The 22,703-nt window shown below is 41.9% G+C and carries 23 protein-coding genes and 1 other annotated feature; of the genes, 7 read left to right on the forward strand and 16 right to left on the reverse strand.

What is annotated here, in order from left to right; genetic code table 11:
* Positions 1-186 precede the first annotated feature (186 nt).
* Positions 187-273: a putative holin-like toxin gene (locus M1D81_RS13870; protein WP_017358303.1), complete on the reverse strand. Its 87-nt coding sequence runs from the start codon at positions 271-273 to the stop codon at positions 187-189.
* A gap of 285 nt (positions 274-558) precedes the next feature.
* Here M1D81_RS13870 and M1D81_RS13875 point away from each other — a divergent pair, with 285 nt between their 5' ends.
* The gene (locus M1D81_RS13875) at positions 559-1,113 is read left to right on the forward strand and encodes a hypothetical protein (RefSeq protein WP_456266603.1); all 555 of its coding nucleotides are present in this window, start codon (positions 559-561) and stop codon (positions 1,111-1,113) included.
* On the opposite strand, the gene M1D81_RS13880 is transcribed toward M1D81_RS13875, so the two are convergent.
* Positions 1,069-1,584: a cysteine hydrolase family protein gene (locus M1D81_RS13880; RefSeq protein WP_456266602.1), complete on the reverse strand. Its 516-nt coding sequence runs from the start codon at positions 1,582-1,584 to the stop codon at positions 1,069-1,071. The two genes, M1D81_RS13875 and M1D81_RS13880, sit on opposite strands and share 45 nt — an antisense overlap.
* 202 nt (positions 1,585-1,786) lie before the next feature.
* The gene (locus M1D81_RS13885) at positions 1,787-2,365 is read right to left on the reverse strand and encodes an esterase/lipase family protein (RefSeq protein ID WP_456267111.1); all 579 of its coding nucleotides are present in this window, start codon (positions 2,363-2,365) and stop codon (positions 1,787-1,789) included.
* 371 nt (positions 2,366-2,736) lie between these two features.
* On the opposite strand from M1D81_RS13885, the gene M1D81_RS13890 reads away from it, so the two are divergent.
* A complete protein-coding gene (locus M1D81_RS13890) occupies positions 2,737-2,949 on the forward strand; it encodes an antibiotic biosynthesis monooxygenase family protein (protein ID WP_456266601.1) in 213 nt (70 codons plus the stop codon).
* 139 nt (positions 2,950-3,088) lie between these two features.
* Here the strand turns inward: M1D81_RS13890 and tyrS are convergent, their stop codons facing one another.
* Together tyrS and acsA are read right to left on the reverse strand one after the other, a co-directional pair.
* Positions 3,089-4,357, reverse strand: coding sequence for a tyrosine--tRNA ligase (gene tyrS / locus M1D81_RS13895; protein WP_456266600.1), 1,269 nt, complete (start codon positions 4,355-4,357; stop codon positions 3,089-3,091).
* 53 nt (positions 4,358-4,410) lie between these two features.
* Positions 4,411-4,642 (reverse strand) — a binding site (T-box leader).
* Positions 4,643-4,701: 59 nt separating this feature from the next.
* Positions 4,702-6,426 (reverse strand): acetate--CoA ligase, encoded by a 1,725-nt coding sequence (gene acsA, locus M1D81_RS13900; protein WP_024426174.1) that lies wholly within the window; start codon positions 6,424-6,426, stop codon positions 4,702-4,704.
* A gap of 155 nt (positions 6,427-6,581) precedes the next feature.
* Here acsA and M1D81_RS13905 point away from each other — a divergent pair, with 155 nt between their 5' ends.
* Genes M1D81_RS13905 through M1D81_RS13915 form a run of 3 tightly spaced genes read left to right on the forward strand, consistent with a single transcriptional unit; the run spans position 6,582 to position 9,052 of the window.
* Entirely contained in the window at positions 6,582-7,214 is a 633-nt protein-coding gene (locus M1D81_RS13905; RefSeq protein ID WP_456266599.1) for a GNAT family N-acetyltransferase, read from the forward strand.
* A 39-nt stretch (positions 7,215-7,253) separates the two neighbouring features.
* The gene (locus M1D81_RS13910) at positions 7,254-7,895 is read left to right on the forward strand and encodes a CBS and ACT domain-containing protein (protein WP_024424849.1); all 642 of its coding nucleotides are present in this window, start codon (positions 7,254-7,256) and stop codon (positions 7,893-7,895) included.
* Positions 7,892-9,052 carry an acetoin utilization protein AcuC gene (locus tag M1D81_RS13915; protein ID WP_024424850.1) on the forward strand — a complete coding sequence of 387 codons (1,161 nt, stop codon included), beginning with the start codon at positions 7,892-7,894 and terminating at the stop codon, positions 9,050-9,052. Before M1D81_RS13910 ends, M1D81_RS13915 begins: the two co-directional genes overlap by 4 nt.
* A gap of 43 nt (positions 9,053-9,095) precedes the next feature.
* Here the strand turns inward: M1D81_RS13915 and ccpA are convergent, their stop codons facing one another.
* Both ccpA and M1D81_RS13925 read right to left on the reverse strand, forming a co-directional pair.
* Positions 9,096-10,097 (reverse strand): catabolite control protein A, encoded by a 1,002-nt coding sequence (gene ccpA, locus M1D81_RS13920; protein WP_024424851.1) that lies wholly within the window; start codon positions 10,095-10,097, stop codon positions 9,096-9,098.
* A gap of 452 nt (positions 10,098-10,549) precedes the next feature.
* Positions 10,550-11,626 (reverse strand): bifunctional 3-deoxy-7-phosphoheptulonate synthase/chorismate mutase, encoded by a 1,077-nt coding sequence (locus M1D81_RS13925; RefSeq protein ID WP_251220989.1) that lies wholly within the window; start codon positions 11,624-11,626, stop codon positions 10,550-10,552.
* A 298-nt stretch (positions 11,627-11,924) separates the two neighbouring features.
* Here M1D81_RS13925 and M1D81_RS13930 point away from each other — a divergent pair.
* A protein-coding gene (locus M1D81_RS13930) for an IS3 family transposase (RefSeq protein ID WP_456265364.1) occupies positions 11,925-13,075 on the forward strand; the annotation gives its coding sequence in 2 pieces (ribosomal slippage) (positions 11,925-12,198 and positions 12,198-13,075; 1,152 coding nt in all).
* Positions 13,076-13,136: 61 nt separating this feature from the next.
* Here the strand turns inward: M1D81_RS13930 and ytxJ are convergent.
* From ytxJ to M1D81_RS13975, 9 genes are all read right to left on the reverse strand, one after another.
* Entirely contained in the window at positions 13,137-13,460 is a 324-nt protein-coding gene (ytxJ, locus tag M1D81_RS13935) for a bacillithiol system redox-active protein YtxJ (protein ID WP_024426177.1), read from the reverse strand.
* A gap of 33 nt (positions 13,461-13,493) precedes the next feature.
* A complete protein-coding gene (locus M1D81_RS13940) occupies positions 13,494-13,964 on the reverse strand; it encodes a YtxH domain-containing protein (protein ID WP_456266598.1) in 471 nt (156 codons plus the stop codon).
* A 26-nt stretch (positions 13,965-13,990) separates the two neighbouring features.
* Complete coding sequence (locus M1D81_RS13945) at positions 13,991-14,410, reverse strand: DUF948 domain-containing protein (RefSeq protein WP_169056733.1); 420 nt, start codon at positions 14,408-14,410, stop codon at positions 13,991-13,993.
* A gap of 222 nt (positions 14,411-14,632) precedes the next feature.
* Positions 14,633-15,931, reverse strand: coding sequence for a UDP-N-acetylmuramate--L-alanine ligase (gene murC, locus M1D81_RS13950; RefSeq protein WP_024424856.1), 1,299 nt, complete (start codon positions 15,929-15,931; stop codon positions 14,633-14,635).
* 303 nt (positions 15,932-16,234) lie between these two features.
* On the reverse strand, positions 16,235-18,967 hold the full coding sequence (locus tag M1D81_RS13955; protein WP_456266597.1) for a DNA translocase FtsK: 2,733 nt from the start codon (positions 18,965-18,967) through the stop codon (positions 16,235-16,237).
* A 196-nt stretch (positions 18,968-19,163) separates the two neighbouring features.
* Entirely contained in the window at positions 19,164-19,769 is a 606-nt protein-coding gene (ytpR, locus tag M1D81_RS13960; RefSeq protein ID WP_456266596.1) for a YtpR family tRNA-binding protein, read from the reverse strand.
* 16 nt (positions 19,770-19,785) lie between these two features.
* Positions 19,786-20,598: a DUF1444 domain-containing protein gene (locus tag M1D81_RS13965; RefSeq protein WP_456266595.1), complete on the reverse strand. Its 813-nt coding sequence runs from the start codon at positions 20,596-20,598 to the stop codon at positions 19,786-19,788.
* A 20-nt stretch (positions 20,599-20,618) separates the two neighbouring features.
* Positions 20,619-20,939, reverse strand: a complete 321-nt coding sequence (locus M1D81_RS13970; RefSeq protein ID WP_024424860.1) for a thioredoxin family protein — start codon at positions 20,937-20,939, stop codon at positions 20,619-20,621.
* Complete coding sequence (locus tag M1D81_RS13975) at positions 20,926-21,954, reverse strand: PTS transporter subunit IIC (protein WP_456266594.1); 1,029 nt, start codon at positions 21,952-21,954, stop codon at positions 20,926-20,928. Before M1D81_RS13975 ends, M1D81_RS13970 begins: the two co-directional genes overlap by 14 nt.
* A 200-nt stretch (positions 21,955-22,154) precedes the next feature.
* On the opposite strand from M1D81_RS13975, the gene M1D81_RS13980 reads away from it, so the two are divergent.
* Positions 22,155-22,601, forward strand: a complete 447-nt coding sequence (locus M1D81_RS13980) for a YtoQ family protein (RefSeq protein ID WP_024426182.1) — start codon at positions 22,155-22,157, stop codon at positions 22,599-22,601.
* Positions 22,602-22,703: the final 102 nt, after the last annotated feature.

Raw genomic sequence — 22,703 nt, forward strand, 5'->3', positions numbered from 1 at the left:
AAGTGTATGACAGTGTTTAACGGCATCCTTTTTATGTTATAATACAAATAGACTTAGCGTAAAATAAAAGAAGCCAGGATGCTGTCACATCCCGGCAATGCACAAATGCTTGGCTCAAAGTGAGCTGGCTAGAAGGTACGCAATAAATGGACCTACCCTACAAGTTGTCTAGGCTCAAAGGGTGGTCTATTTCTTTTTGTCTATATACGTCAACAGAGCAAGTATAAACATCCCAAATAAAAACATAAGGGACAATGCTTGAAAAGTTGACATAGGCGTCACCCCCTTTCAAGGGGATTTAGCCAAGACCACCTTTGAGTAAGCCGCACATTTGTACATTCTCTATTATACATGAGATCATTGGAAGAAACCTCCCATTTTCAAAAACCTCTTTTTCCTCGAACCGCCCCCTCCATTCTTACTTCAATCAAACCTGTCTCTATTTTTATATACAAATATAGGAAACATTTCATTGAAGTGCCTTTTTCTATTGGTACAATCATGATAGATGACATATCAGTCGTATGGTCTTTTATAGTACTTAGATGGGGGCGTTCCATGTATAGTATCACGATCATTCTATTCTTACTTTTAACCTTATCAGTGATTGCCTATTCTCTTCTAAGAAAAAAACAGATTATCGATGAGCCGCCCAATAGATTTGCTGCAAGTCTGTTTATCTTCCTGCTCTTTTTTTCTATCTGCTTTGTGATCGCGCTTCCAAGTGTACTGCTATACATCACCGTTTTAGGCGTGAATTTTCTTTTTGGAGAAACCATCACGTATGATTCGTTTTTTTCTTTGATCTCTTTCTCTTTGTTCGTGAGTGTTATCGTCGTTTTTTGGTCACCTGTCCTTCTATTCATAGGAAAAGGACTGGCTTATCTCCTTAAACTTCCTGTATGGCTCACTTATGCTTTGGAATGGGTGAGTTCTTGGATCGTTTTACATCTCTCTATCAAGTATGTCCTTTACTTAAACTTTATGAATGTATCGATAGGGGATGACGGCGTATTGATTTTATCATTCTTTGTCAGTTTTTTATTTATTGAGATTGATCTCATTTACTCACGTAAGAAACAACAAAAACAATCGCTGGACACATATACTTAGCATAAAAAAGCTCCTAGATTTCTTTCTAGGAGCTTTCAAACGTTCATTCTGGGCTTCTGAGATCAGATACGTATCAAAGCCAAGATTTCCGCTCATTCTTGTGGTTGTTGATACGCAGTGAGGTGTTGTGAGTCCTGCAATGACGACCGTGTCAATCTGATTTGACCTTAGTTGTTCCTCCAAGCTTGTCCCTATAAAGCTGCTGTTGACTTTCTTTTGTATCACTGTTTCTTCCTCTAGCGGTTTAGCCATATCTTTGAAAAGGTGCCCTTCATTTGCTGGATGAAATACAGAGTCCGGATTGTCGGATGTATGCTGAATATGAATCACTTTCCAGCCCTTCTCTCTCCAAAACGTCAATAGCCTGCTGATATTCTCCTCTGCCTCTAGATTATTGCGTTCTCCCCATTTTTCATGCTCGAACGCTTTTTGTACATCGACAATGATGAAAGCCTTTTGATTCGTTTTCATAAACGCCCACCTCCGAAAAAATTCCCGTTCACTACATGTAGTGTAAGGAATGGTGGACGTTTTGTACATGTTTTTATTCTGCTATGTACGATGATTTGTCTGTTTCTGTATCATCGTTTTGCCACCCTTTTCAATATCTCTAGCTGCCATATGCGAGTTGACATCAAAAAAGACAGCATATGCCGCTGTCTTTTTCCATTTTTTAATTCGTATTCTGTCCTCCGCCGTTCAGTCCTTCTTTAATATAGCCTTTCACTTGGCTTGAGGTTAATAGACCGATATGGCCAACACCATGGATCAGAACGTTTCTTGCGCCAATTAAACGAGAGAGGCTGTTGACGACGATGAGATCAGCTGAGCTGTAGACAGATGTGTAAAGAATTTTTTGATTTGGATCTGTGCCTGGTAATGCTCTGCTTGAAACGAGTCCGTTTGCTCCACCAATTGTGACAACGTTTTCAATTTTATCGCCGCCATCTAGATTCTTAATATAGTATAATGTGTTCGCTCCGCCCATACTATGAGCCACAATATCTACTTTTTTGGCACCCGTTTTGTCTAACACATCTTTGACGAATCTCGATAGGCGCGGACCATTGTTGCGGTTATTTCCTGTTTTGTCTATGAAATCAATAGCATATAATTGGTTTCGATCCCAGCCTTGTGTGGCCAAGTAATTTTTAATAGAAAAAAAGTTATAAGAGGCACCGCCAATGCCGTGCACCATCACAACCGGATTATGTTCAGCTGCCTCTACCTCTTTCGGCTGGATAAAAGCCATTGAACCAATCACCAATGCAAGCGCAATGAGAATTTGCAAACTCCTTTTCTTAACAAACATCACTTTCATTCCCCCTTATTCATCTTATACGACTCTATTTTATACAAGAAAAATATGTCAGAAAAGTGAACAAGGTAATGTTTATGAGATGATTTTACAAAAATATAAATAATCAAAAAGCACCTTGGACTTTTTTAAATTAAAACAAAAAGACTACGAGACCTTCTTTCTTTCATATATCATATCAATAGACAAAGGAGGTTCTCTTAGATGCTATTTACTCAAACCCCTGCTCCCCCTACTATGCCGTGATTTTTACATCAAAACGAACAAATGTCGAGCAAAAAGAATACACTGCAGCTGCTCAAAAAATGGAAGAATTAGTGAAAAACCTAGACGGGTTTCTTGGAATAGAAAGTGTACGAGATGAACATGATGTTGGAATCACTGTCTCTTACTGGGATTCATTAGAATCCATCAAAGAATGGAAAGCACATACAGCACATCAGCGTCACATCAGCGTGTTCAAAAAAAGGGGAAAAAAGATTGGTATGAATCCTATACAACCCGAATTTGTAAGGTAGAACATGCTTATACAAACAAAGATTTACTCCTTGAACAAGAAGCAGACGAATGAGCTACTTCTACATAAAAAAGAAAAGCACCTCAATGTATACGAACATTTGAGGTGCTTTTCCATGATGTTTACTGTTTCATAAAGATTTATTTATACGTCACGAGGAAGTATTTCTTTTTCCCTCTTCTTAAAACAGTGAATTGGTTTTCAATTCGGTCGTCAGCTGAAAGAACATAATCTTTATCTGTTTGTCTCTCTCCGTTAATGGAGACAGCACCATTTGTGATATCTTCACGTGCTTGACGCTTTGATGGAGACAGCTTTGATTCGACAAGGATATCGACTAGTGTTAATTCTTCTGTACTGCTTTTCTCCATTGATGGAACATCCTTAAAGCCTACTTTCACTTCTTCAGCTGTAAGAGATTTGATGTCGCCTTTAAATAGTGCATTTGAGATGTTGACAGCCTGTTCTAGTGATTCACGGCCATGTACAAGTGTTGTCACTTCCTCTGCTAGACGGCGCTGCGCTTCACGCTTTTCAGGTGCTGTTTGCACTTTTTCTTCGTACGATGCGATCTCTTCTTTTGATAAGAACGTAAAGTATTTTAAGTATTTCACGACATCACGGTCATCTGTGTTGATCCAGAATTGGTAGAACTCATATGGAGACGTTTTTTCTTTATCTAACCAGATGGCGCCGCCTTCTGTTTTACCAAACTTTGTGCCGTCTGCTTTTGTGACAAGCGGCATCGTCAGACCAAATGCTTTTGCCCCTTCTGCTTCAGACTTACGGATCAGCTCAAGTCCAGATGTGATATTTCCCCACTGGTCACTTCCGCCGATTTGCAGCTTACAATTTTCATTTCTGTAAAGGTTTAAAAAGTCTAAAGACTGCAGGATGACGTAGCTGAATTCTGTGTAAGAAATCCCTGTTTCGATACGTGAGCTCACGATATCTTTTGCCAGCATGAAGTTTACACCGAAGTTCTTTCCAATATCACGAAGGAACGTGATGACATTCATTTGGCTGATCCAGTCGTAGTTATTCACGATGACAGCTGGGTTCTCGCCTGCTTCAAAATCAAGAAATTGAGACAGCTGTCCTTTGATTTTCTCTGTCCACTGTTCTACGATTTCTGCTGGGTTGAGTGAACGTTCTGCTTTTTTGAAGCTAGGGTCGCCAATGAGTCCAGTTGCGCCGCCAACAAGAGCAATCGGATGATGACCTGCTTCTTGGAATCTGCGTAATGTTAAAATTGGCAATAGATGACCAATGTGTAAGCTGTCCGCTGTCGGATCAAAGCCGGAGTATAGCTTGATTTTCTCTTCTGCTAATAATTTTGTTAAACCTTCTTCATCTGTTTGCTGCTGGATTAATCCTCTGAACAAAAGCTCTTCCATCAATTGACTCATATCCAAATCTCCTTTTTTTACAATTCAACATAAAAAACGCCCCTTCGAATGAACGAAGGGACGATATATATCGCGGTACCACCCTGCTTAAAAGACAAAAAATCTCGTCTTTTCACTTACACTGATAACGGACAGATCCGTTCTTTCACTAATCAGGGCATGCTCCTTTTCGTAAAAGCGGTTCGTGAGGGTAATTCGAATATCTCTTTGCACTGACTCGCACCAGCCGTCAGCTCTCTTCAACAGGGAAAGATCATTCTACTGAATCTCAGTCAAAACCTTTTCATATTCAACTAATGTCATTTTTAACACACTTTTGATATCAAGTCAACTGATGAAAAAATTTAATCTTCCATTGTCGAAAGGTCGCCAGCAGGTAAATTCAGCTCCCACGCCTTTAGCACACGTCTCATAATTTTTCCGCTTCTCGTTTTCGGCAGTTTGTCTTTAAACTCAATTTCCCGCGGTGCCGCATGGGCTGCGAGTCCTTTTTTCACAAACGTACGAATCTCTTCTTTCAGCTCATCTGTCGGCTCATACCCGCTTCTAAGCGCTATAAATGCTTTAATAATTTCACCGCGGACTGGATCTGGCTTTCCTATGACACCAGCCTCCGCAATAGCTGGATGTTCAACCAGTTTACTTTCCACCTCAAATGGACCGACCCGCTCTCCTGACGTCATGATGACATCATCGACACGTCCCTGGAACCAAAAGTATCCGTCTTCGTCCATATAAGCTGAATCTCCTGAAACATACCAATCTCCCGGCATAAAGTAAGATTCATATTTTTCAGGATTGTTCCAGATCGTATGCATCATAGAAGGCCAGCCTTTTTTAATCGCAAGGTTGCCCATCCGGTATGGAGGAAGTTCATTTCCTGCATTATCAACAATAGCAGCTTCTACGCCTGGAATCGGTTTTCCCATCGAGCCTGGCTTGATGTCCATGCATGGATAATTACAAATCAGCTGTGCACCCGTTTCTGTCATCCACCAAGTGTCGTGAATTCTCTTGCCAAAAACAGCATCTCCCCAGCGGATGACTTCTGGGTTAAGCGGCTCTCCCACACTTAAAACATGGCGGAGCGAGCTGAGGTCATATTTTTGAATGAGATCATCCCCTGCCCCCATGAGCATTCTAAAGGCGGTCGGGGCACTGTACCAAACAGTTACACCGAGTGATTCAATGGTTTCATACCACGTATCAGGATTAAATCGGCCGCCTAAAATCACATTCGTCGCCCCATTTAACCACGGTGAAAAAATACCGTACACTGTGCCTGTAACCCAGCCTGGATCAGCTGTACACCAGTAAACGTCATCCTCTTTCAAGTCAAGCACCCATTTACCAGTCTGGCCTTGCTGGACCATTGCACCATGGACATGAAGCACTCCTTTTGGCGTACCAGTAGATCCTGATGTGTAATGAAGCAGGAAGCCGTCTTTTTCATCCATCCATTCAATCTCAAGCTCCTTTGCTGCCTCCTCAAACGCCTTTTCATAGTGAATTGTCCGCACACCATCGACGTCTTCGTTTTCACCGCCGACAATGACGACAGATTCAAGCTTCGGAAGCTCTGCAAATGGAATTCGCTCAAGCAGATCAGGTGTTGTCACGATCACCTTTGCCTCGCTATTCTCTAAACGGTCTTTGACAGCACCTTCCATAAATGCCTCAAATAACGGGCCAACGATCGCTCCAATTTTAACTGCACCAAGCAGAAGAAAATAGAGCTCAGGTGATCTTGGCATAAAGATAAACACGCGATCCCCTTTTTCTACATGTGCCTTTTCTCTGAATAGATTTCCCGCTTTGTTTGTGTTGATTTTCATATCCCTGAACGTATACTTTTCATCCCGCTGTGAATCTTTGTAGTGAAGCGCCACCTTGTTCTGACGAAACGAGTCCGCATGTCTGTCAATCGCTTCATAGGCTGCATTTATTTTTCCTGTTTCATACCAGGAGAAGTTTTTTCTAGCTTCCTCCCATGAAAAATCTTTGTATGCCTGCTCATAATCATTTAAATGATAATCCCCTTTTACTGATGGTAGCGTTTCCAATTTCATCAAACAGTCCCCCTTTGCATACGTTTACAATGACCATTATAGTATAGATGACTTTTTTTCTCAATTTTTAAAAAACTTCTGATGAAACCGTTTTAATTATTGCAAGATTTAAGATAGAATAGAGACGACTCACTAGAATTAGGGGCGGTGGATACGTGGAGCATCCTAAAACTTATTATTCAAAAACCATTGAGCGAGAAACAGGTTCCATCCTGATTGAAGGACCGGTACCTGCATCAGCGCTTGCGAACTATACGTTTCATGAAGGACTAACGGCATTTCGCACGCCTGAGGAACAGAAACAAGCACTTGTTGAAATAGCAGATCTTCCAGAAGGACGTATTATCATTGCAAGAGCGAATGAGCTTGTCGTAGGCTATGTCACGTATTTGTATCCTGATCCACTTGAGCGCTGGTCAGAGGGCAAAATGGATAATTTAATTGAGCTTGGCGCGATTGAGGTCGCTCCTCCATTTAGAGGATGCTCACTTGGCAAGCATTTGCTTGATGTGAGCATGATGGATGAGCAAATGGAGAATTACATCATCATTACAACTGAATATTACTGGCATTGGGATTTAAAGGGGACAAAGAAAAACGTTTGGGAGTACCGCAAAATGATGGAGAAAATGATGAACGCAGGCGGTCTTGTCTGGTTTGCAACAGACGAGCCAGAGATTAGCTCACATCCAGCCAATTGTTTAATGGCCAGAATTGGGAAACATGTGAGTCCTGATTCGATCGAGCGTTTCGATCGTCTTCGCTTCCATCAGCGCTTTATGTATTAACGTTCAATTCGTTTTTTTGGCAAAGGGGATTGGTAAACAATGATGATTGAACAAATTATGGAGCGTGATGTGATCACGCTGCGAAAAACCGATACGATTGAAGAGGCCATTCAAAAAATGAGTGCACACCACATCCGGCATATTCCGATCGTATCTGATCAAGGATCTGTCATTGGGATGGTGACAGACCGGGATATTAAAAATGCCAGTCCAAGTATTTTTGAAACAGAGAAAAGGAAGCTCTTTATTCAGCGGCCGGTAGAAGAGATCATGGTATTAGAGACGATTACGGCTCACCCGCTTGATTTCGTTGAGGAGATATCAAGTGTCTTTTTTGAGCACGGAATTGGCTGTCTTCCAGTGGTGAGACGCGGCAAGCTTGTAGGCATTATCACAAAAACAGATCTGCTTCGTACGTTTGTAAGACTGACAGGTGCAGATCAGCCTGGGTCGCACTTAGAGGTTGAAGTCGAGCAGATGACAGAAGGCCTCGCAGACATTACGGCCATTTTAAAGGAGCAGCATATTCAATTGCTGAGTGTGCTTGTGTACCCGCATGCCAATGAGGCATCTAAAGTGCTCGTCTTCCGCCTTCAAACCATTCATGCAGATCATGTGACGAAGCTGATTCGCGCAAAAGGCTATAAAGTGCTCTGGCCTATGGAGCAGACGATCAAATGAAGGAAGCGACCTTTGTTTTTTCACCATCTTTTCAAACGTACCAATTTAACCAAGATCATCCCTTCAATCAGCTTCGGGTCTACTTAACTTATGATCTTCTTCAAAAAATGAAGGCGTTAACAGAGGATGAAATCGTCGCACCGCGTATGGCTACTCTGGAGGAATTAAAGCTCGTCCATACAGCAGATTATATCCAGGCTGTGCAGCGGGCAAGTGAAGGAAAGCTGTCTACAGCAGAGGGTGAACGCTATGGTCTTGGCACTGAAGATACACCAATGTTCGCAGGCATGCATGAGGCGGCATCTCTCCTTGTTGGCGGAACATTAACAGCGGTTGACCAAGTGATGCTCGGTCATTCGCAGCATGCCCTCAATCTTGGCGGCGGGCTTCATCACGGATTCAAAGGGCGTGCATCTGGCTTTTGTATTTATAATGACAGCTCTGTAGCGATTCAATATATTCAAAAGACATATGGCGCTAGAATTTTATATATTGATACGGATGCTCATCACGGCGATGGTGTCCAGTTCAGCTTTTATGACGACCCAGAGGTATGTACAGTCTCCATTCATGAAACGGGACGCTACTTGTTCCCTGGAACCGGACAAGTACAGGAAAGAGGCCACGATAAAGGCTATGGCTACGCCTATAATATTCCGCTAGATGCATTTACGGAAGATGAATCGTTTCTCGAAGCATACCGAACAGCAGTGACTGAGATTGCTGCTTTTTTTAAACCAGATGTGATTTTGACGCAAAATGGGGCAGATGCACACTACTATGACCCGTTAACTCATTTATCTGCCACCATGAAAATATATGAAGAAATTCCTAGACTTGCTCATGAGCTTGCGCATCAATACTGTGACGGCAAGTGGATCGCTGTTGGCGGAGGAGGATATGATATTTGGCGCGTCGTTCCAAGAGCGTGGAGCCGCATTTGGCTTGAAATGAAAGGCATTACACCGCCAGATGAGCTCCCTCAGGACTGGATTCAGGCATGGAATAAGCAATCGCCTGTTACCCTTCCACCTACATGGAAAGATCCTGACGATTTATATCCACCGATCCCAAGAAAAGCAGAAATCACAGAAAAGAATGCTCAAACAGTAGAAAAAGCACTCATGCCTGTTAGAAGAGAAAAGAAAAAGGCATAAGAAAAGCAGGCTTTCCCTCATAAGGTAAGCCTGCTTTTTTGATTTATTTTGTTGACTGTCTTTCTTCAATTCTGTGCGGAAGCTCAACAATTTGATCGTCCACTTGTTCTTTGTTCATCAGTTTTGTGAGCAGTCTCATGGCAACAGCACCAATATCATATGTCGGCTGAACAACTGTTGTCAGCTGAGGACGCACCATGAGAGAAAGTCTTGTATTATCAAAGCCAATCACTTCTAAATCTTCAGGAATGGAGACCCCTCTGTCTTGTGCTCCGTGAATAACACCTAGCGCCATTTCATCTGTAGCTGCGATAACAGCTGTCGGTTTGTCAGACTGCTCAAGCAGATGAGCAAGTGCTTCAATTCCAGAATCATAAGAGTAATCGCCTTCAGCGACAAGTGCATCGTCAAACGCGATACCCGCTTCTTCAAGCGCACGCTTATAACCTGCAAGCTTTCTCACGGAATTAATTGGCTCTGACATTGGACCAGAAACAAACGCAATTCGTTTATGTCCTTTTTCAACTAACAGCTGAACAGAATCATAAATGGCCTGCTCATAGTTGATGTTAACAGATGGTGTTTGAGCCTGTTCTTCAACAGATGCTGCAAGCACAATCGGTACAGGAGAGCGCTTAAATTCTTCCACATGCACATCTGTGATGTTTCCGCCCATAAAGACAATTCCGTCTACTTGTTTGCCAAGCATCGTATTTAACAAATGAAGCTCTTTATCTGTATTTTGATCTGAGTTGCTTAAAATAATGTTATATTTATACATCGTGGCGATATCTTCAATACCGCGTGCTAATTCTGAATAGAAGATACTAGAAATATCAGGGATAATGACCCCAACTGTCGTTGTTTTTTTACTTGCAAGGCCTCGTGCCACTGCATTCGGACGATAGCCAAGGCGATCAATCGCTTCAAGCACCTTTTTTCTTGTTGTTGGTTTTACGTTTGGATTCCCATTTACTACGCGTGATACCGTTGCCATACTTACATTTGCTTCTCTTGCTACATCATATATTGTAACATTATTCACATAAATCACTCCTTCAAATACACTTCATATCTATAGCATTCACCAATTGGATAGAGACATGTCAGATACGAGGAAAATAATATCCTATTTGTCATTAAAACGATGAAAAGAGACACATAATTTTTCAATCTACATCAAAATGACATTCTTTTATGAAATTATACACGTTTTTTTGTCATATGAAAACGTTCCCTTTCTTTTTATAACTAAATTAAACAAACTTTAATCAGTTTGTTACCTGTAATTTGAATCATATTTCATAAAAAATCATCGAGAACGCCAGCTATGACAATGATCTTAGCAGATTCTATCGAATTTTAAAAATGAAAACATTGTGAACAAGCACTTTTTGGGCTTGCAATGTGCTTTCTTCCTTTCATTCCCAAACTTCATGGTATTTTTCCCATGAAAAAACCGCCGGGCAGTCATCCGGCGGCTGTTTCTATCTATGATTATGCGTGAATGTTGACAAGTGGTCTTAACGCATCTAACCATTTTTCGAATTGTGGAATGTCCATTTGCTGCGCTGAATCAGATAGAGCAACAGATGGATCTGGATGTACTTCTGCCATGACACCGTCTGCTCCAATCGCAAGAGCTGCTTTTGCTGTTGGAAGGAGAAGATCTCTACGTCCAGTTGAATGCGTCACGTCAACGAAGACTGGTAAATGTGTCTCTTGTTTCAAGATTGGCACTGCCGAGATATCTAGTGTATTTCTTGTCGCTGTTTCGTATGTGCGGATACCACGCTCGCAAAGGATGATTTGATCATTTCCTTGGGCGATGATGTATTCAGCTGCATTGATGAATTCTGAAATGGTCGCTGCAAGACCACGTTTTAAAAGAACTGGTTTCTTCATAGAACCGGCTTCTTTTAACAGTTCAAAGTTTTGCATGTTACGTGCCCCAATTTGGATGACATCGATATGCTCAATCGCTTCTTCAATATGAGCAGGATTGACAATTTCACTAATGACAGCAAGACCGTATTCATCCGCTACACGCTTTAGAATCTTTAGACCATCTACACCAAGTCCTTGGAAATCGTATGGACTTGTGCGAGGTTTAAATGCGCCTCCGCGAAGTAGTTTTAATCCCTGCTGTTTCGCTGCTGCCGCTACTTCTGCGACTTGCTCGTAGCTTTCAACGGCACATGGTCCAACGATGAAACGCTGCTTTCCATCACCGATCGCTTCCCCATTGATGTTCACGATTGTGTTTTCTGGTTTTTTCTTACGAGAAACAAGAAGTGCTTTGCTGTGGTCATCTTCTTGAAGCTCTAGACCTGCTTTGAAAATCTCTTTGAAAATATGCTGAATTGTTGAGTTTTCAAATGGCCCATCATTTTCTTCAAGAATTTGGTTCAGCATTGTGCGCTCTCTGACAGGATCATAACGGTTGACACCTTGCGCTTCTTTCGCTTTTCCAATTTCTTTGACAATGTTTCCTCTTTCATTGATCAGTTTTAGAATTTGAAGATTTAGTTCATCTGCTTGCTGCCTCAATTTTTCTAGTTCATTGTTGCTCATTTTTGTCATCCTTTCCTCTGCCTGCTCTCGCTTTTTATTTTTTCATTCTTGCATGATAGGGTTTATTATAAACAAAGATTTCGGAATTGTCACGAAAATTTTCTTTATCACCAAAACGCTTTTAAGCGGTAAAGTATCGTATGTAAGATTATAGCATACTTTTTGTTCAAGTAAACCTTTTTTATAAAAAAAACGTCAGCCGCTGGGACTGACCCCATAAGATGAGACAAATAAAAAACACCTTCAAGTTTGAAAACGGATCGTTGTGATCCGATATAAAACATGGAGGTGTTTTTCTATGGGGACAAGAGTGAGTTATCCGGTTGAAGTCAAACAGAAGGCTGTAGACATGAGATTGGCAGGCGTACCTATGAAAGAGATCATGCAAGAATTGAATATCAAAAATAAAACGCAGGTTCAAACATGGGTGAGGTGGCATAAGGCTGGGGATACACACCGGTTCGAACAGCCTGTTGGAAAACAATATACCTATGGAAAGGGTCCCGAGTACTCTTCCGAATTAGAGAGACTGCGGGCAGAAAATCGCTATCTGAGTCAACAGAATGAAGTTTTAAAAAAGTACAACGAATTGGAAAGGAAGTTGATAAGGAAACGTCAATCAAACTGGTAGAAGAATTGCGCAAAAAGATGACAGTACAGGACATCTGTGTCCATTTAGGCATCTCACGCGCTTCGTTCTATAGATGGAAAAAGAATCTGACTCAGAATCATTCTAAAAGACAACTAGAGAAACAAATCGGCACGTTGTGCCGAGAGCACAAGTATCGATATGGATACCGAAAAATTACAGCCATACTAAAAGTGGGAATGCGTATTAACCATAAAACTGTTCAACGTATCATGCAGAAAAACCAGTGGCAATGCCGGGTTAAAATGAAAAAGCGTAAGAAGAATGGGCAACCCTATGCCGTGGCTGGTAATATACTCGATCGGAACTTTCAGTCTGATCGCCCTCTTGAAAAACTAGTAACGGACATCACGTATTTGCCTTATGGACAGAAACAATTGTACCTTTCCAGTATATTGGATTTATATAATGGAGAAGTGATTGCTTTTACGATTGGTGATAAGCAGGACACAGACTTTATCTTAAACACACTTGATCAGCTCCCAGCACTGCCTGAGAACTGCGTGTTACATAGCGACCAAGGTTCTGTGTATACATCTTACGAGTATCAGAAAGCTGTTCATATAAAAGGCATTACCATGAGCATGTCCCGTAAAGGGACACCCGCTGATAATGCCTCCATCGAATCGTTTCATTCCTCACTAAAGTCTGAAACGTTCTATCTTAACAGCATTGATCGAACTACGACCAACATCGTAGAACGCACTGTCAAAGAATACATTTATTATTATAACAACATTCGTATTCAAACGAAACTAAACAACCAATCACCGATAAACTATCGGCAATTGGCTGTATAAAGGTGTTTTGATCCCTGTCTCAAAAACGGGGGTCAGTCCCCGCTGCTGACGTTTCTTTCTTTTACAGATTATGTTCAAGCGCTTCTTTTGTAATGCTTGAGTGAGAAGCATGCCATTTTACTTTTCCACCGCTAAAGATGAGTGCCTGCGGACTTTCATGCTTTACTCCAGACTTTTCCGTCACATAGGATGAAAGCTCTCTTGTGTTTTGAATTTGTAAGAAATACGCAGGTACGTCTTCATGTGCAGACGCAAATGCTTCAAACTCTTGAAAAGCCGCTTGGCTGATCGGACATGTCAAACTGTGCTTAAAAAAGACAAAGGTCCCATCTTGATTCGTTAGTTGATCAAACTGTTCTTCTGTTTCAATGAGTTGTTTTGACATGATGTTCTCCTTCTTCACTTCGAGCAGTGAGCGTTAGCCTTTAGTCGATTGTTCTACTTTTTCTTTGACATCCTTGATGCCGTCTTCAATTTCTGATTTCGCTTCTTGTGCTCGTACTTTTGCTTCATCTGCTACATCAGATGCTTCGCTTGCCAAATCCGCTGCGGCTTCTTCTGCTTCACTTTTCACTTTATTAGCTTTTCCAGCTGCTCGCTCTTTTATGTCTTTCACTTTGTCTAAAATCTGGTTTGACTGCTCTGCTACAAGCTGAGACAATTCAGACGTTTTATCTTTCGCAATCGTCACATATTCAGTGCCTCTTTCTTTTGCATCTGTTGTGAGCCGGTCTGTTTTTTCTTTTAACGCGTTCGCCTGGGTGTTCAAATCATCGCGAAGCTCTTTCCCTGACTTCGGTGCTAAAAATAATGCTGTTGTTGCACCAACAATTCCACCAATAAGTGTTCCGATCAAAAAGTCTTTGCTATTGATTCCGTCTTTGCTCATGATTATTCCTCCTATGCGAATATGGTTTATTTTTGGTGTTTACGCTGTTTCCATTTTTTATAAATTTCAAGTGCTGCGTTACTCCAGCTAACCACATCCGTCACTTTTTCTTGATTTCTTTCAACGGATGAAGAAACCGCACCAGCTGCTTGCTTTATGCTTGAATTAAATTGGTTGATCGAGCCGCCAATTCCCTGCACCGCATCCACAACTGTGCCTAGTTTTGCTGATTTGTCTTGAATATCTTCAGCAAGCTGATTCGTCTTATGTAGCAACTGTGCTGTCTCTGTGGTGATGCCTTGCATCTGACCTTCAAGACCTTCTAAAGTTGATGCAACATTCTTTAATGTCAGCTGTAAGGATTTTAATGTTTTGGACAAATAGATGACAAGAATGAGGAAAGCAATTGCAATCAGTGCAACGCTTAGATATAGAATAATAATCATCTGATACCTCCTTTGCTGCGGGCATATTCAATTCATTACCCTCTCGTTGTATCATTCAAACATCGCCTAGAATGACCGATTGAATAATAATTCTACACTTATTCGCTAATTCCTGTCCACAGCGACCGAAAAAAAGCGCCACATGTTGACACATTTAGCCCTTTTGTCACATTTTATTCAAAATAAAAAAAGTGCCGTGTGAAACGGCACTTTTTTAAGCATTTATACAGCGACTTTTTCATAAGCACGCAAATATTTCTGAATGTCTCCTGCTCCCATAAAGATCAGAATCGCATCTTCGTGCGTTTTCAGCACAGATGTATCTTCTTCCTCAATTAATTGGGCCTGCGGGATTTTTTCTTGTAAATCTTCAATGCTCAGCTTCCCAATGTTTTCACGGGCTGAACCGAAAATATCACAAAGGTAGACATAGTCGGCTTTCTTTAGACTGTCAGCAAATTCACTTAAGAATTGCTGTGTACGTGTGAATGTATGCGGCTGGAAGACAGCCACAATATCACGGTCCGGATATTTTTGGCGGGCTGCTTCAATCGTGACTTCAATTTCAGTTGGATGATGGGCATAATCGTCAATTAAGACCTGCTCACCGACCACTTTTTCATTAAAGCGTCGTTTCACACCGCCAAATGTCGTTAATGCGCCTTTGATAAGTTCTACATCAATGGACTCATAGTGACATAATGCAATGACAGCTAACGAGTTGAGGACATTATGATTTCCGTAGGCAGGAATGTAGAAGGTATCATAAAACGTATTGCGTACAAATACATCAAATGTGGTACCTTCCGTATTTTTCACAACATTGCGTGCTTGGAAATCATTTTCTTCGTTGAAACCGTAGTACACAACAGGTACCTTCGCTTGAATCTTTGGCAGATGCTCATCATCACCGCAGGCAATAATCGCTTTTTTCACTTGAAGCGCCATGTTTTGAAATGCATCAAACACGTCATCAATATCCGAGAAATAATCAGGGTGATCAAAATCAATATTGGTCATGATCGCATAGTCTGGATGATAGCTGAGGAAGTGTCTGCGGTATTCGCATGCTTCAAAGACAAAATACTCGCTGTTTTCTTTCCCCATTCCAGATCCATCACCGATTAAGTACGAAGTAGGTTTGGCTGCCTGCATGACGTGAGCAAGCAGTCCTGTTGTTGATGTTTTGCCATGAGCACCAGTAATCGCAACGTTTGTGAATGAATCCATGTATTCTCCAAGGAATTTATGGTAACGAATGACAGGAATCCCTTCAGAAAGGGCACGTTCAATCTCAGGGTGTGTATCAGGAAATGCATTTCCTGCGATGACCGTCATCCCTGGCTGAATATTATCTGGGTCAAATGGTAGAATTTTAATATTTCGTTCTTCTAATGCTTTTTGTGTAAAGATATGTTTTTCGATATCCGATCCTTGGACAGTATACCCAGTATCATGAAGAATTTGGGCCAGTGGACTCATACCTGTCCCTTTTATTCCAACAAAATGATAAACAGTCATAATTGTACCTCCAACAAACGTCTATCTGACTTACAGTATATGACGCTCATTTCAATTTGCAACTTGTGATTTTTGCCTCTAGCTGATCACAGATCGCAGCTCCAAATAAAGATTTTTTTCCGATCTTCCCATTCTAATCAATATTAACTATGATTAGTATCCGACAACTTTCCCATTTCTAACACCTGTTTCCGCTTATTTTACATAAAAAAGCGTTCTGGCAGACATGCGAAAAGCGTCCAATTACAAAATTGCACCTATGTGCTATCATACCATGTTTATGAAAAAAATGAAGTGGTTTGTTTAGATCAACTGTTCTAAGTCACTCAGCGTCATGAGCACTTCTCTTGGCTTACTGCCCTTCGCACCAGAGATCATGCCCTCGCGCTCCATCATGTCAATCAATCTGGCTGCACGATTGTAGCCAATTCTAAATCTTCGCTGCAAACTTGATGTACTAGCGCTATTCTGCTCGATGGCAAAACGGCACGCATCCATAAACAATTCATCTTCGTCTGTAATCGCAGAGCCTTGCAGCATTAGTTCCTCCTGTTCAAAAAGGAACACGGGCTTGCGCTGCTTTCTTACATGTGCCACCACTTGGTCAATCTCACGGTCTGATACAAAGTTCCCTTGAAGCCTTGTCGGCTTGCCGGAGCCATTTTCTAAGAAGAGCATGTCTCCTTTTCCAAGAAGCTTTTCTGCACCTGCCATGTCAATGATCGTTCTTGAATCCACCTGACTTGAAACAGAAAACGCAATTCTTGTTGGGATATTGGCTTTAATGAGACCTGTAATGACATCAACAGAAGGTCTTTGTGTCGCAATCAATAAGTGAATGCCGCATGCTCTTGCTTTCTGTGCAATTCGGCAGATGCTTTCTTCGACTTCATTTGGGGCGACCATCATTAAATCAGCCAGCTCATCGATCACCACGACGAGATAAGGCAGTTTTTCACCCATTTGTTTTTCTTTCACAAGCTCATTGAATCGTTTAATTTCTCTCACGCCAGAGTGTGCAAATAGTTCATAGCGTCTTTCCATTTCATCCACTACCCATTTCAGAGCAGCTGTTGCTGTCTTGGCATCGGTGATGACGGGACTCACAAGATGAGGAATGTGGTTATACGGTGCTAATTCAACCATTTTAGGGTCAATTAAGAGCATTTTCACTTCATCTGGTGATGCTTTAAACATTAAGCTCACTAAAATCGTATTAATGCAGACGCTTTTTCCTGAACCAGTGGCTCCGGCAATTAAGCCATGGGGCATTTTTTGCAGATCAACCACGACAGGCTGGCCTGAAATATCTAATCCGAGTGCCGCTGTTAAAGGAGATGGATTGTCTCTAAACGCACTGCTTCTGATCATTTCTCTTAAGAACACCATTTTACTGTGCAGGTTTGGCACTTCGATCCCAATTGTGTTCTTTCCTGGAATCGGGGCTTCAATTCGAATATCCTTTGCGGACAAACTAAGTTTAATATCATCTGACAGGTTCGTGATTTTGTTCACTTTGACACCTGGTTCTGGATGTACTTCAAACCTTGTTACAGAAGGTCCCTGTGTGACATGAACCACACTTGCTCTTACGTTGAAATTTTTAAGTGTCGCATTGAGCAGCTCTGCCCGCTCTTTCACCCATGTCCCGTCCTCTTCTTTTTGAGCTGGCGGTACGTCTAAAAGGGCGAGACTTGGAAAAACATACCCTTGTGTATCGGCTGCTTTCTTTTGCCCTAGCACGCGCTGATCGCTCTTTAACATCATGACATTAAACGGAACCGTAGAGGTTTGCCCGCTTGCGCGTTGTGGCTGCGGAGATGTCTGTTTTGGTTCTTCTTTCTTGACTTCCTGCGTTTGTTCTTGCTGCTCTGTCTGCTCTATAACCGTTTCTGCCGGTTCAGATTCAGTTTGTTCCTCTGTTACTTGTTCTACTGGCATCACTTGATCTTCTTCAATTTCAGCTTCTTGGACCAGCTGATCTTCCTGCAGGTCATGTTTGACTGGCTCAGCTTCTTCAAATGCTGCCGCTGGCGCTTCTTCTTGTTTGTCTTCTATTGGATCAGCTGCTACTTCTTCCACCGGTTCTGCTGAAATGTTTTCTGTTAACGCCGCTTCTTCTAATGGAATGTCTACTTCCATTTCAATCGCTGGCTGCGAAGGTTCCGGTGTTTCGAAGGTCAACATGTCTATTTCCTCAGTATGATCTTCAAACTGATGGACAGGCTCGTCCTTTAATTCTTCTTCATTACTGGAGACAGCTTGTTCCGGCTCAGATTCTACCGGCTGCTCCTGATAGACTTCGGCTTGCTGCTTATGTAAATCAGCTTCATGATGATCTTCTGGTTCGTTTTCTTCTGGCTGGATGAAAGGCTCGTCAGTTAAACGTTCCATCGTCGATTGAACATGATCTTGATAAGCGAGTTCCTCTTGCAATGTATGCGGGGTAACTGCTGGCTCCTTATCTGCTCTCTCTTTTGCTGACGCTGAAGCCATGTCTTCGATACGTTTTTCTTTCTGTATTGACGGGATGTTCATTTGCTGTCTGACATTCCGTTCACGCTCTGCCTCCTCTGATAACAGTGTGACACGCTGCGCCGTTTCTTCTGCTGCTTTCCTTTGAACTGAAGCTGTTTCTTCTTTTGCATCTGCCCGTTTTGGACGCATATCCTGATGATAGCCATAGATCGGTGATGGAATTTGTTCTGGCTTGAATGGCTTTTTATTCATATCAGGCTGAAGCGTTTGTTTAGGCTGATAGGTTGTCTGTCTGGTCTTTGACTGGCTTGGTTTGGCGCGTCTTCTCTCCGGCTTCACTCCATCGCGCTGAGGTTCATCTGGAACGAGCGGAAAGCGAAATTTGCCTTTTGGATATTCATAATACACTTTCGTATCTTCGATTTTTTTATATTCTTTATGCGGTTCAAAAGCTGGCTGCTTTGGTGCAGCTAGATCTTCTTCAAGTCTTGCAGCTTTTTCTTCTTTCTTTTCTTCTCCTAAAAATACACTAAAAAATTTATCTAACCAACTCATCATTTATCACTCACTTTAACTCCCCTTACGTTTTCTTGGGCGATTTTTAGTATACCATTGCTTTTTCATGCAGAAAAGCGAGAAAAGTGCCGCTTTTTGCTGTTCATGCTGTCTGTAGATGAAAAAAAGTCACTAAGTACGTACTTAGTGACTTTTGGTATAACACATTCTTCGCTTCTATGTGCCCGTTTATGGGAGGTTACGCTTTAAAGGGTTCGCCAGCTTGATGGCTTCCATCTAAAACAAGAATCCCTTTTTCAGCAGGTGCGTCTGGAAGATCTAACTCTTTCGCTGAACAGATCATGCCGCTTGATGGAACGCCTCTAAGCTCAGCACCTTTGATGACCATACCGCTTGGCATCACTGCACCGACCTTCGCCACCACGACATATTGGCCTTGGTCAACGTTTGGTGCACCGCACACGATTTGTAAGGTTTCATCGCCCACATCGACTTGGCAAATGTTTAATTTATCTGCGTTCGGATGCTTTTCCTTTTCCTTCACATAGCCGACAACAAATTTTGGTGATAGATCCACAGTCAACGTTTCATTGACACCGTTGCGGTTTAAAATTTCATTGATATCTTGAACAATGGTTTCAGAAAGCGGGACAGATCCGTTTTCTTCAATTTTCATGTAAGTGGATGCATTGAAGATATTAAAGCCTGTTGTTTCTTTTGTTTCTTGATTGAAGATTCGTACAACATCTCCAAACGTCTCATGACCTACTTCTTCTCTCGTCACATCTTTCAATGAAATAAGGAGTGTGTCGCCTACACCTTCTGCATTATAAAAAACGTTCATTCTTCAAAATTCCCTTCTACTGCTGTTTTGGTCTGCTTTTTGCAAGTATAAAGATCGGTTCAAGCTTCCCCTCATCATATAAAAATGATAATGCGGTAATCGGAACCGTACCGCTGGCGAAGAAGCTCATCGACATCTGTCCTAAAATATCATAGCCTGAATCATTGCGAACATCAGCAATGATGAAAACGTCTTGATGGGGAACAGAAATCGCCATTTGTCCGTCTATTTTTTGCGCGTATTCTTGTAATAACGATTCATTTAAAAGTCTGCTGGCGTCATACCCGTCATTTGCACGGAAGAAATAAAACCGGTTGCCTGCCACTTCATCCATTTTCACTACAGTTTTAAGTGAACGGACGTTGAAGCTGGCAGTTTCTCTGATTCGCTCTTTTGTCCAGTTTTCCTTTTGAAGCATCTTGTCATCAATTAATCGGTAGGTGCTTCCAAGATCAAGTGCATAGTAGATTCTCGTTTCTGCTGTATGCTCATCAAACACAAGCGGAATCCCATCACTTGATGCCTCAGGAAAGGAAGTGGAACGAATGACTGGATAGATCTGCTTTTCTTTTCCTGAAATGTGCTGCGCTTCGCCTTTCATGGCACTCAGCGCTTCTTTCACATAATAAACGATCTCATCGATGGTTTCATCAGGCTTTACTTCCCACTTTGCAATTATTGGCGGGAGCTCTAGTGTGATGCCTTTGCCTGTTTGTTTATCTTCAATACGAAGCGTATCTTTTTCCCGGTCAAACTGGTGTGACCAGCTGTCGTTCGTCAGACGGCTTTTGAGTTCGTTCGCAAGCTGTCTTGATGTCATTTTTGCCATCGTTTTAGACTCTCCTTTCGTTATTTAGAAAGAGAATCTGTTAAAAATGCTTCAATCTCTTCCTTTGTCTTACGATCTTTGCTGACAAAGCGGTTAATCTCTTGTCCGTTTTTAAAGACTAAAAAGCTTGGAATGCCGTAAATTTCCCACTCTGCACAAGTGTCAATGAACTTGTCTCTATCAACATAGAAGTACTCAAATTCTGGGTAGTTTGCTTCAAGCTCTGGCAAGAATGGCTCAATAAATGTGCAGTCCGGGCACCAGTCAGCTGAAAACAGCAATACCGTTAAGTCTTCTTGAATCACTTTTTGTAATTCTTCGTTAGATTCAATTTTTTTCATGTTTCATTCCTCCAGTTTGTATGGTTAAATCTCCGAGTTGTATATAGCCTTTCTTTCTCATCCATTCTGATACTACCAAACTAATCACTGCCGGGCCAACGATATGCAAGAGAGCTATCGCCAGAAATACAGATGGATGAAACCCCATGACGGTCAGGGTCATGAGCTGTCCAACAAGGCCGCTCGTTCCCATTCCCGCTCCTGCCGCATTATTGACCATCCCAAAGCCAATAATACCAATTGGCGCGAGAATGAGACCAGCAATCGTCGGCGGAATCAGAATGAGGGGATTTTTCACAATGTTCGAAAGCTGCAATTTTGACGTCCCAATGCCGACAGCCGCAAGACCGCCAAAGCCATTTTCTCTAAAGCCCGTAGCGGCAAAGCCGACCATTTGAGTACAGCAGCCAATCGTTGCAGCACCAGCAGCGGTTCCGCTTAAGTCAAGCATCAGCGCAAGTGCAGCACTTGAGATTGGAGAACTGAGGGCAAGGCCAACAATGGTCGCTACCAGCATGCCCATGATCAGCGGGCTTTGGTCTGTCCCCCACATGATGAGCCTGCCGAGCCCTGTCATCATGGCTTCAATCCCAGGTCCGATGAAAGCAGCGGTGAAAAAGCCAGTGATAATAGTGACAAGCGGCGTTAAAATAATATCAATTCTTGTCTCACCACTGACCAGCTTGCCGAGTTCCACACCAATTAATGCTGCGGCAAAACTTCCAGCAGGCCCCCCAAGCTCTGCTCCAGCGGCACCTGAGACAACACTTGCAAAAATGATTAATGGAGAAGCATTTAAGCGATAAGCAACTGCTACGCCAATTGCCGGTCCCATCAGACCCATAGCAAGCGTACCCATTTTCACAATGAGAGAAAGTGATAACAGACCGCCTGCTGTTTTTAAAATCAGACCTACCACTAATGTAGCAAATAGACCTAAAGCCATATAAGAAAGTGCATCAATGAAATACACCTTTGGCGAAAGGGAGATCCCCTTTCTTTTCAAATAAGTCATCAACGTCGTCTTCCTGCTTTCTCATAGGAAAGACGAAGAGGCCTGTCCTTCCCATTATATGTAGTATTCTTACGATGAAAAATAGTCTCTACCATGAATATCATAATCATATTTTTTTTGCTTTATCAAGCACTTCTTGTGTAACATGAAAAGAAACAGGACAAACCTTTACTAAGTTTGTACAAAAGGAGGAGACCGTTATGCAATTAACTGTCTATTTAGCAGGAGAAATTCATAGCCAGTGGCGTGATGAAATCAAGGAGAAAAGCCAATCTTTGAAGCTGCCAGTGACATTTGTCGGTCCAATGGAGAATCATGACCGCTCAGATAATATCGGTGAGGATATTTTAGGTGAGCAGCCGAATGCCATTTTCAAAGATGATGCAGCTTCTGATTTGAACAATTTTCGTACTGAAATTTTATTAAACAAAGCAGATGTCGTCATTGCACGCTTTGGTGAGAAATATAAACAGTGGAACACAGCCATGGATGCATCTGCTGCGATTGCAAAAGGGAAACCTCTTATTTTAATCCGTCCAAAAGAGCTGCACCATCCGTTAAAAGAACTCTCAAACAAAGCAAATATCACTGTGGAAACCGTAAACCAAGCGATCAAGGCGTTATCTTATGTGTTTGAACAGCAATAAGAAAAAAGGCTGCTCTTATTGAAGAAGCAGCCTCAGATTGTTGACAAAGGGCTAAAATGATGTTTATTTTAGCCCTTTGTCTTCTTTTCAGCGTGATAGAAA

The sequence above is a fragment of the Bacillus sp. JZ105 genome (assembly GCF_053903125.1).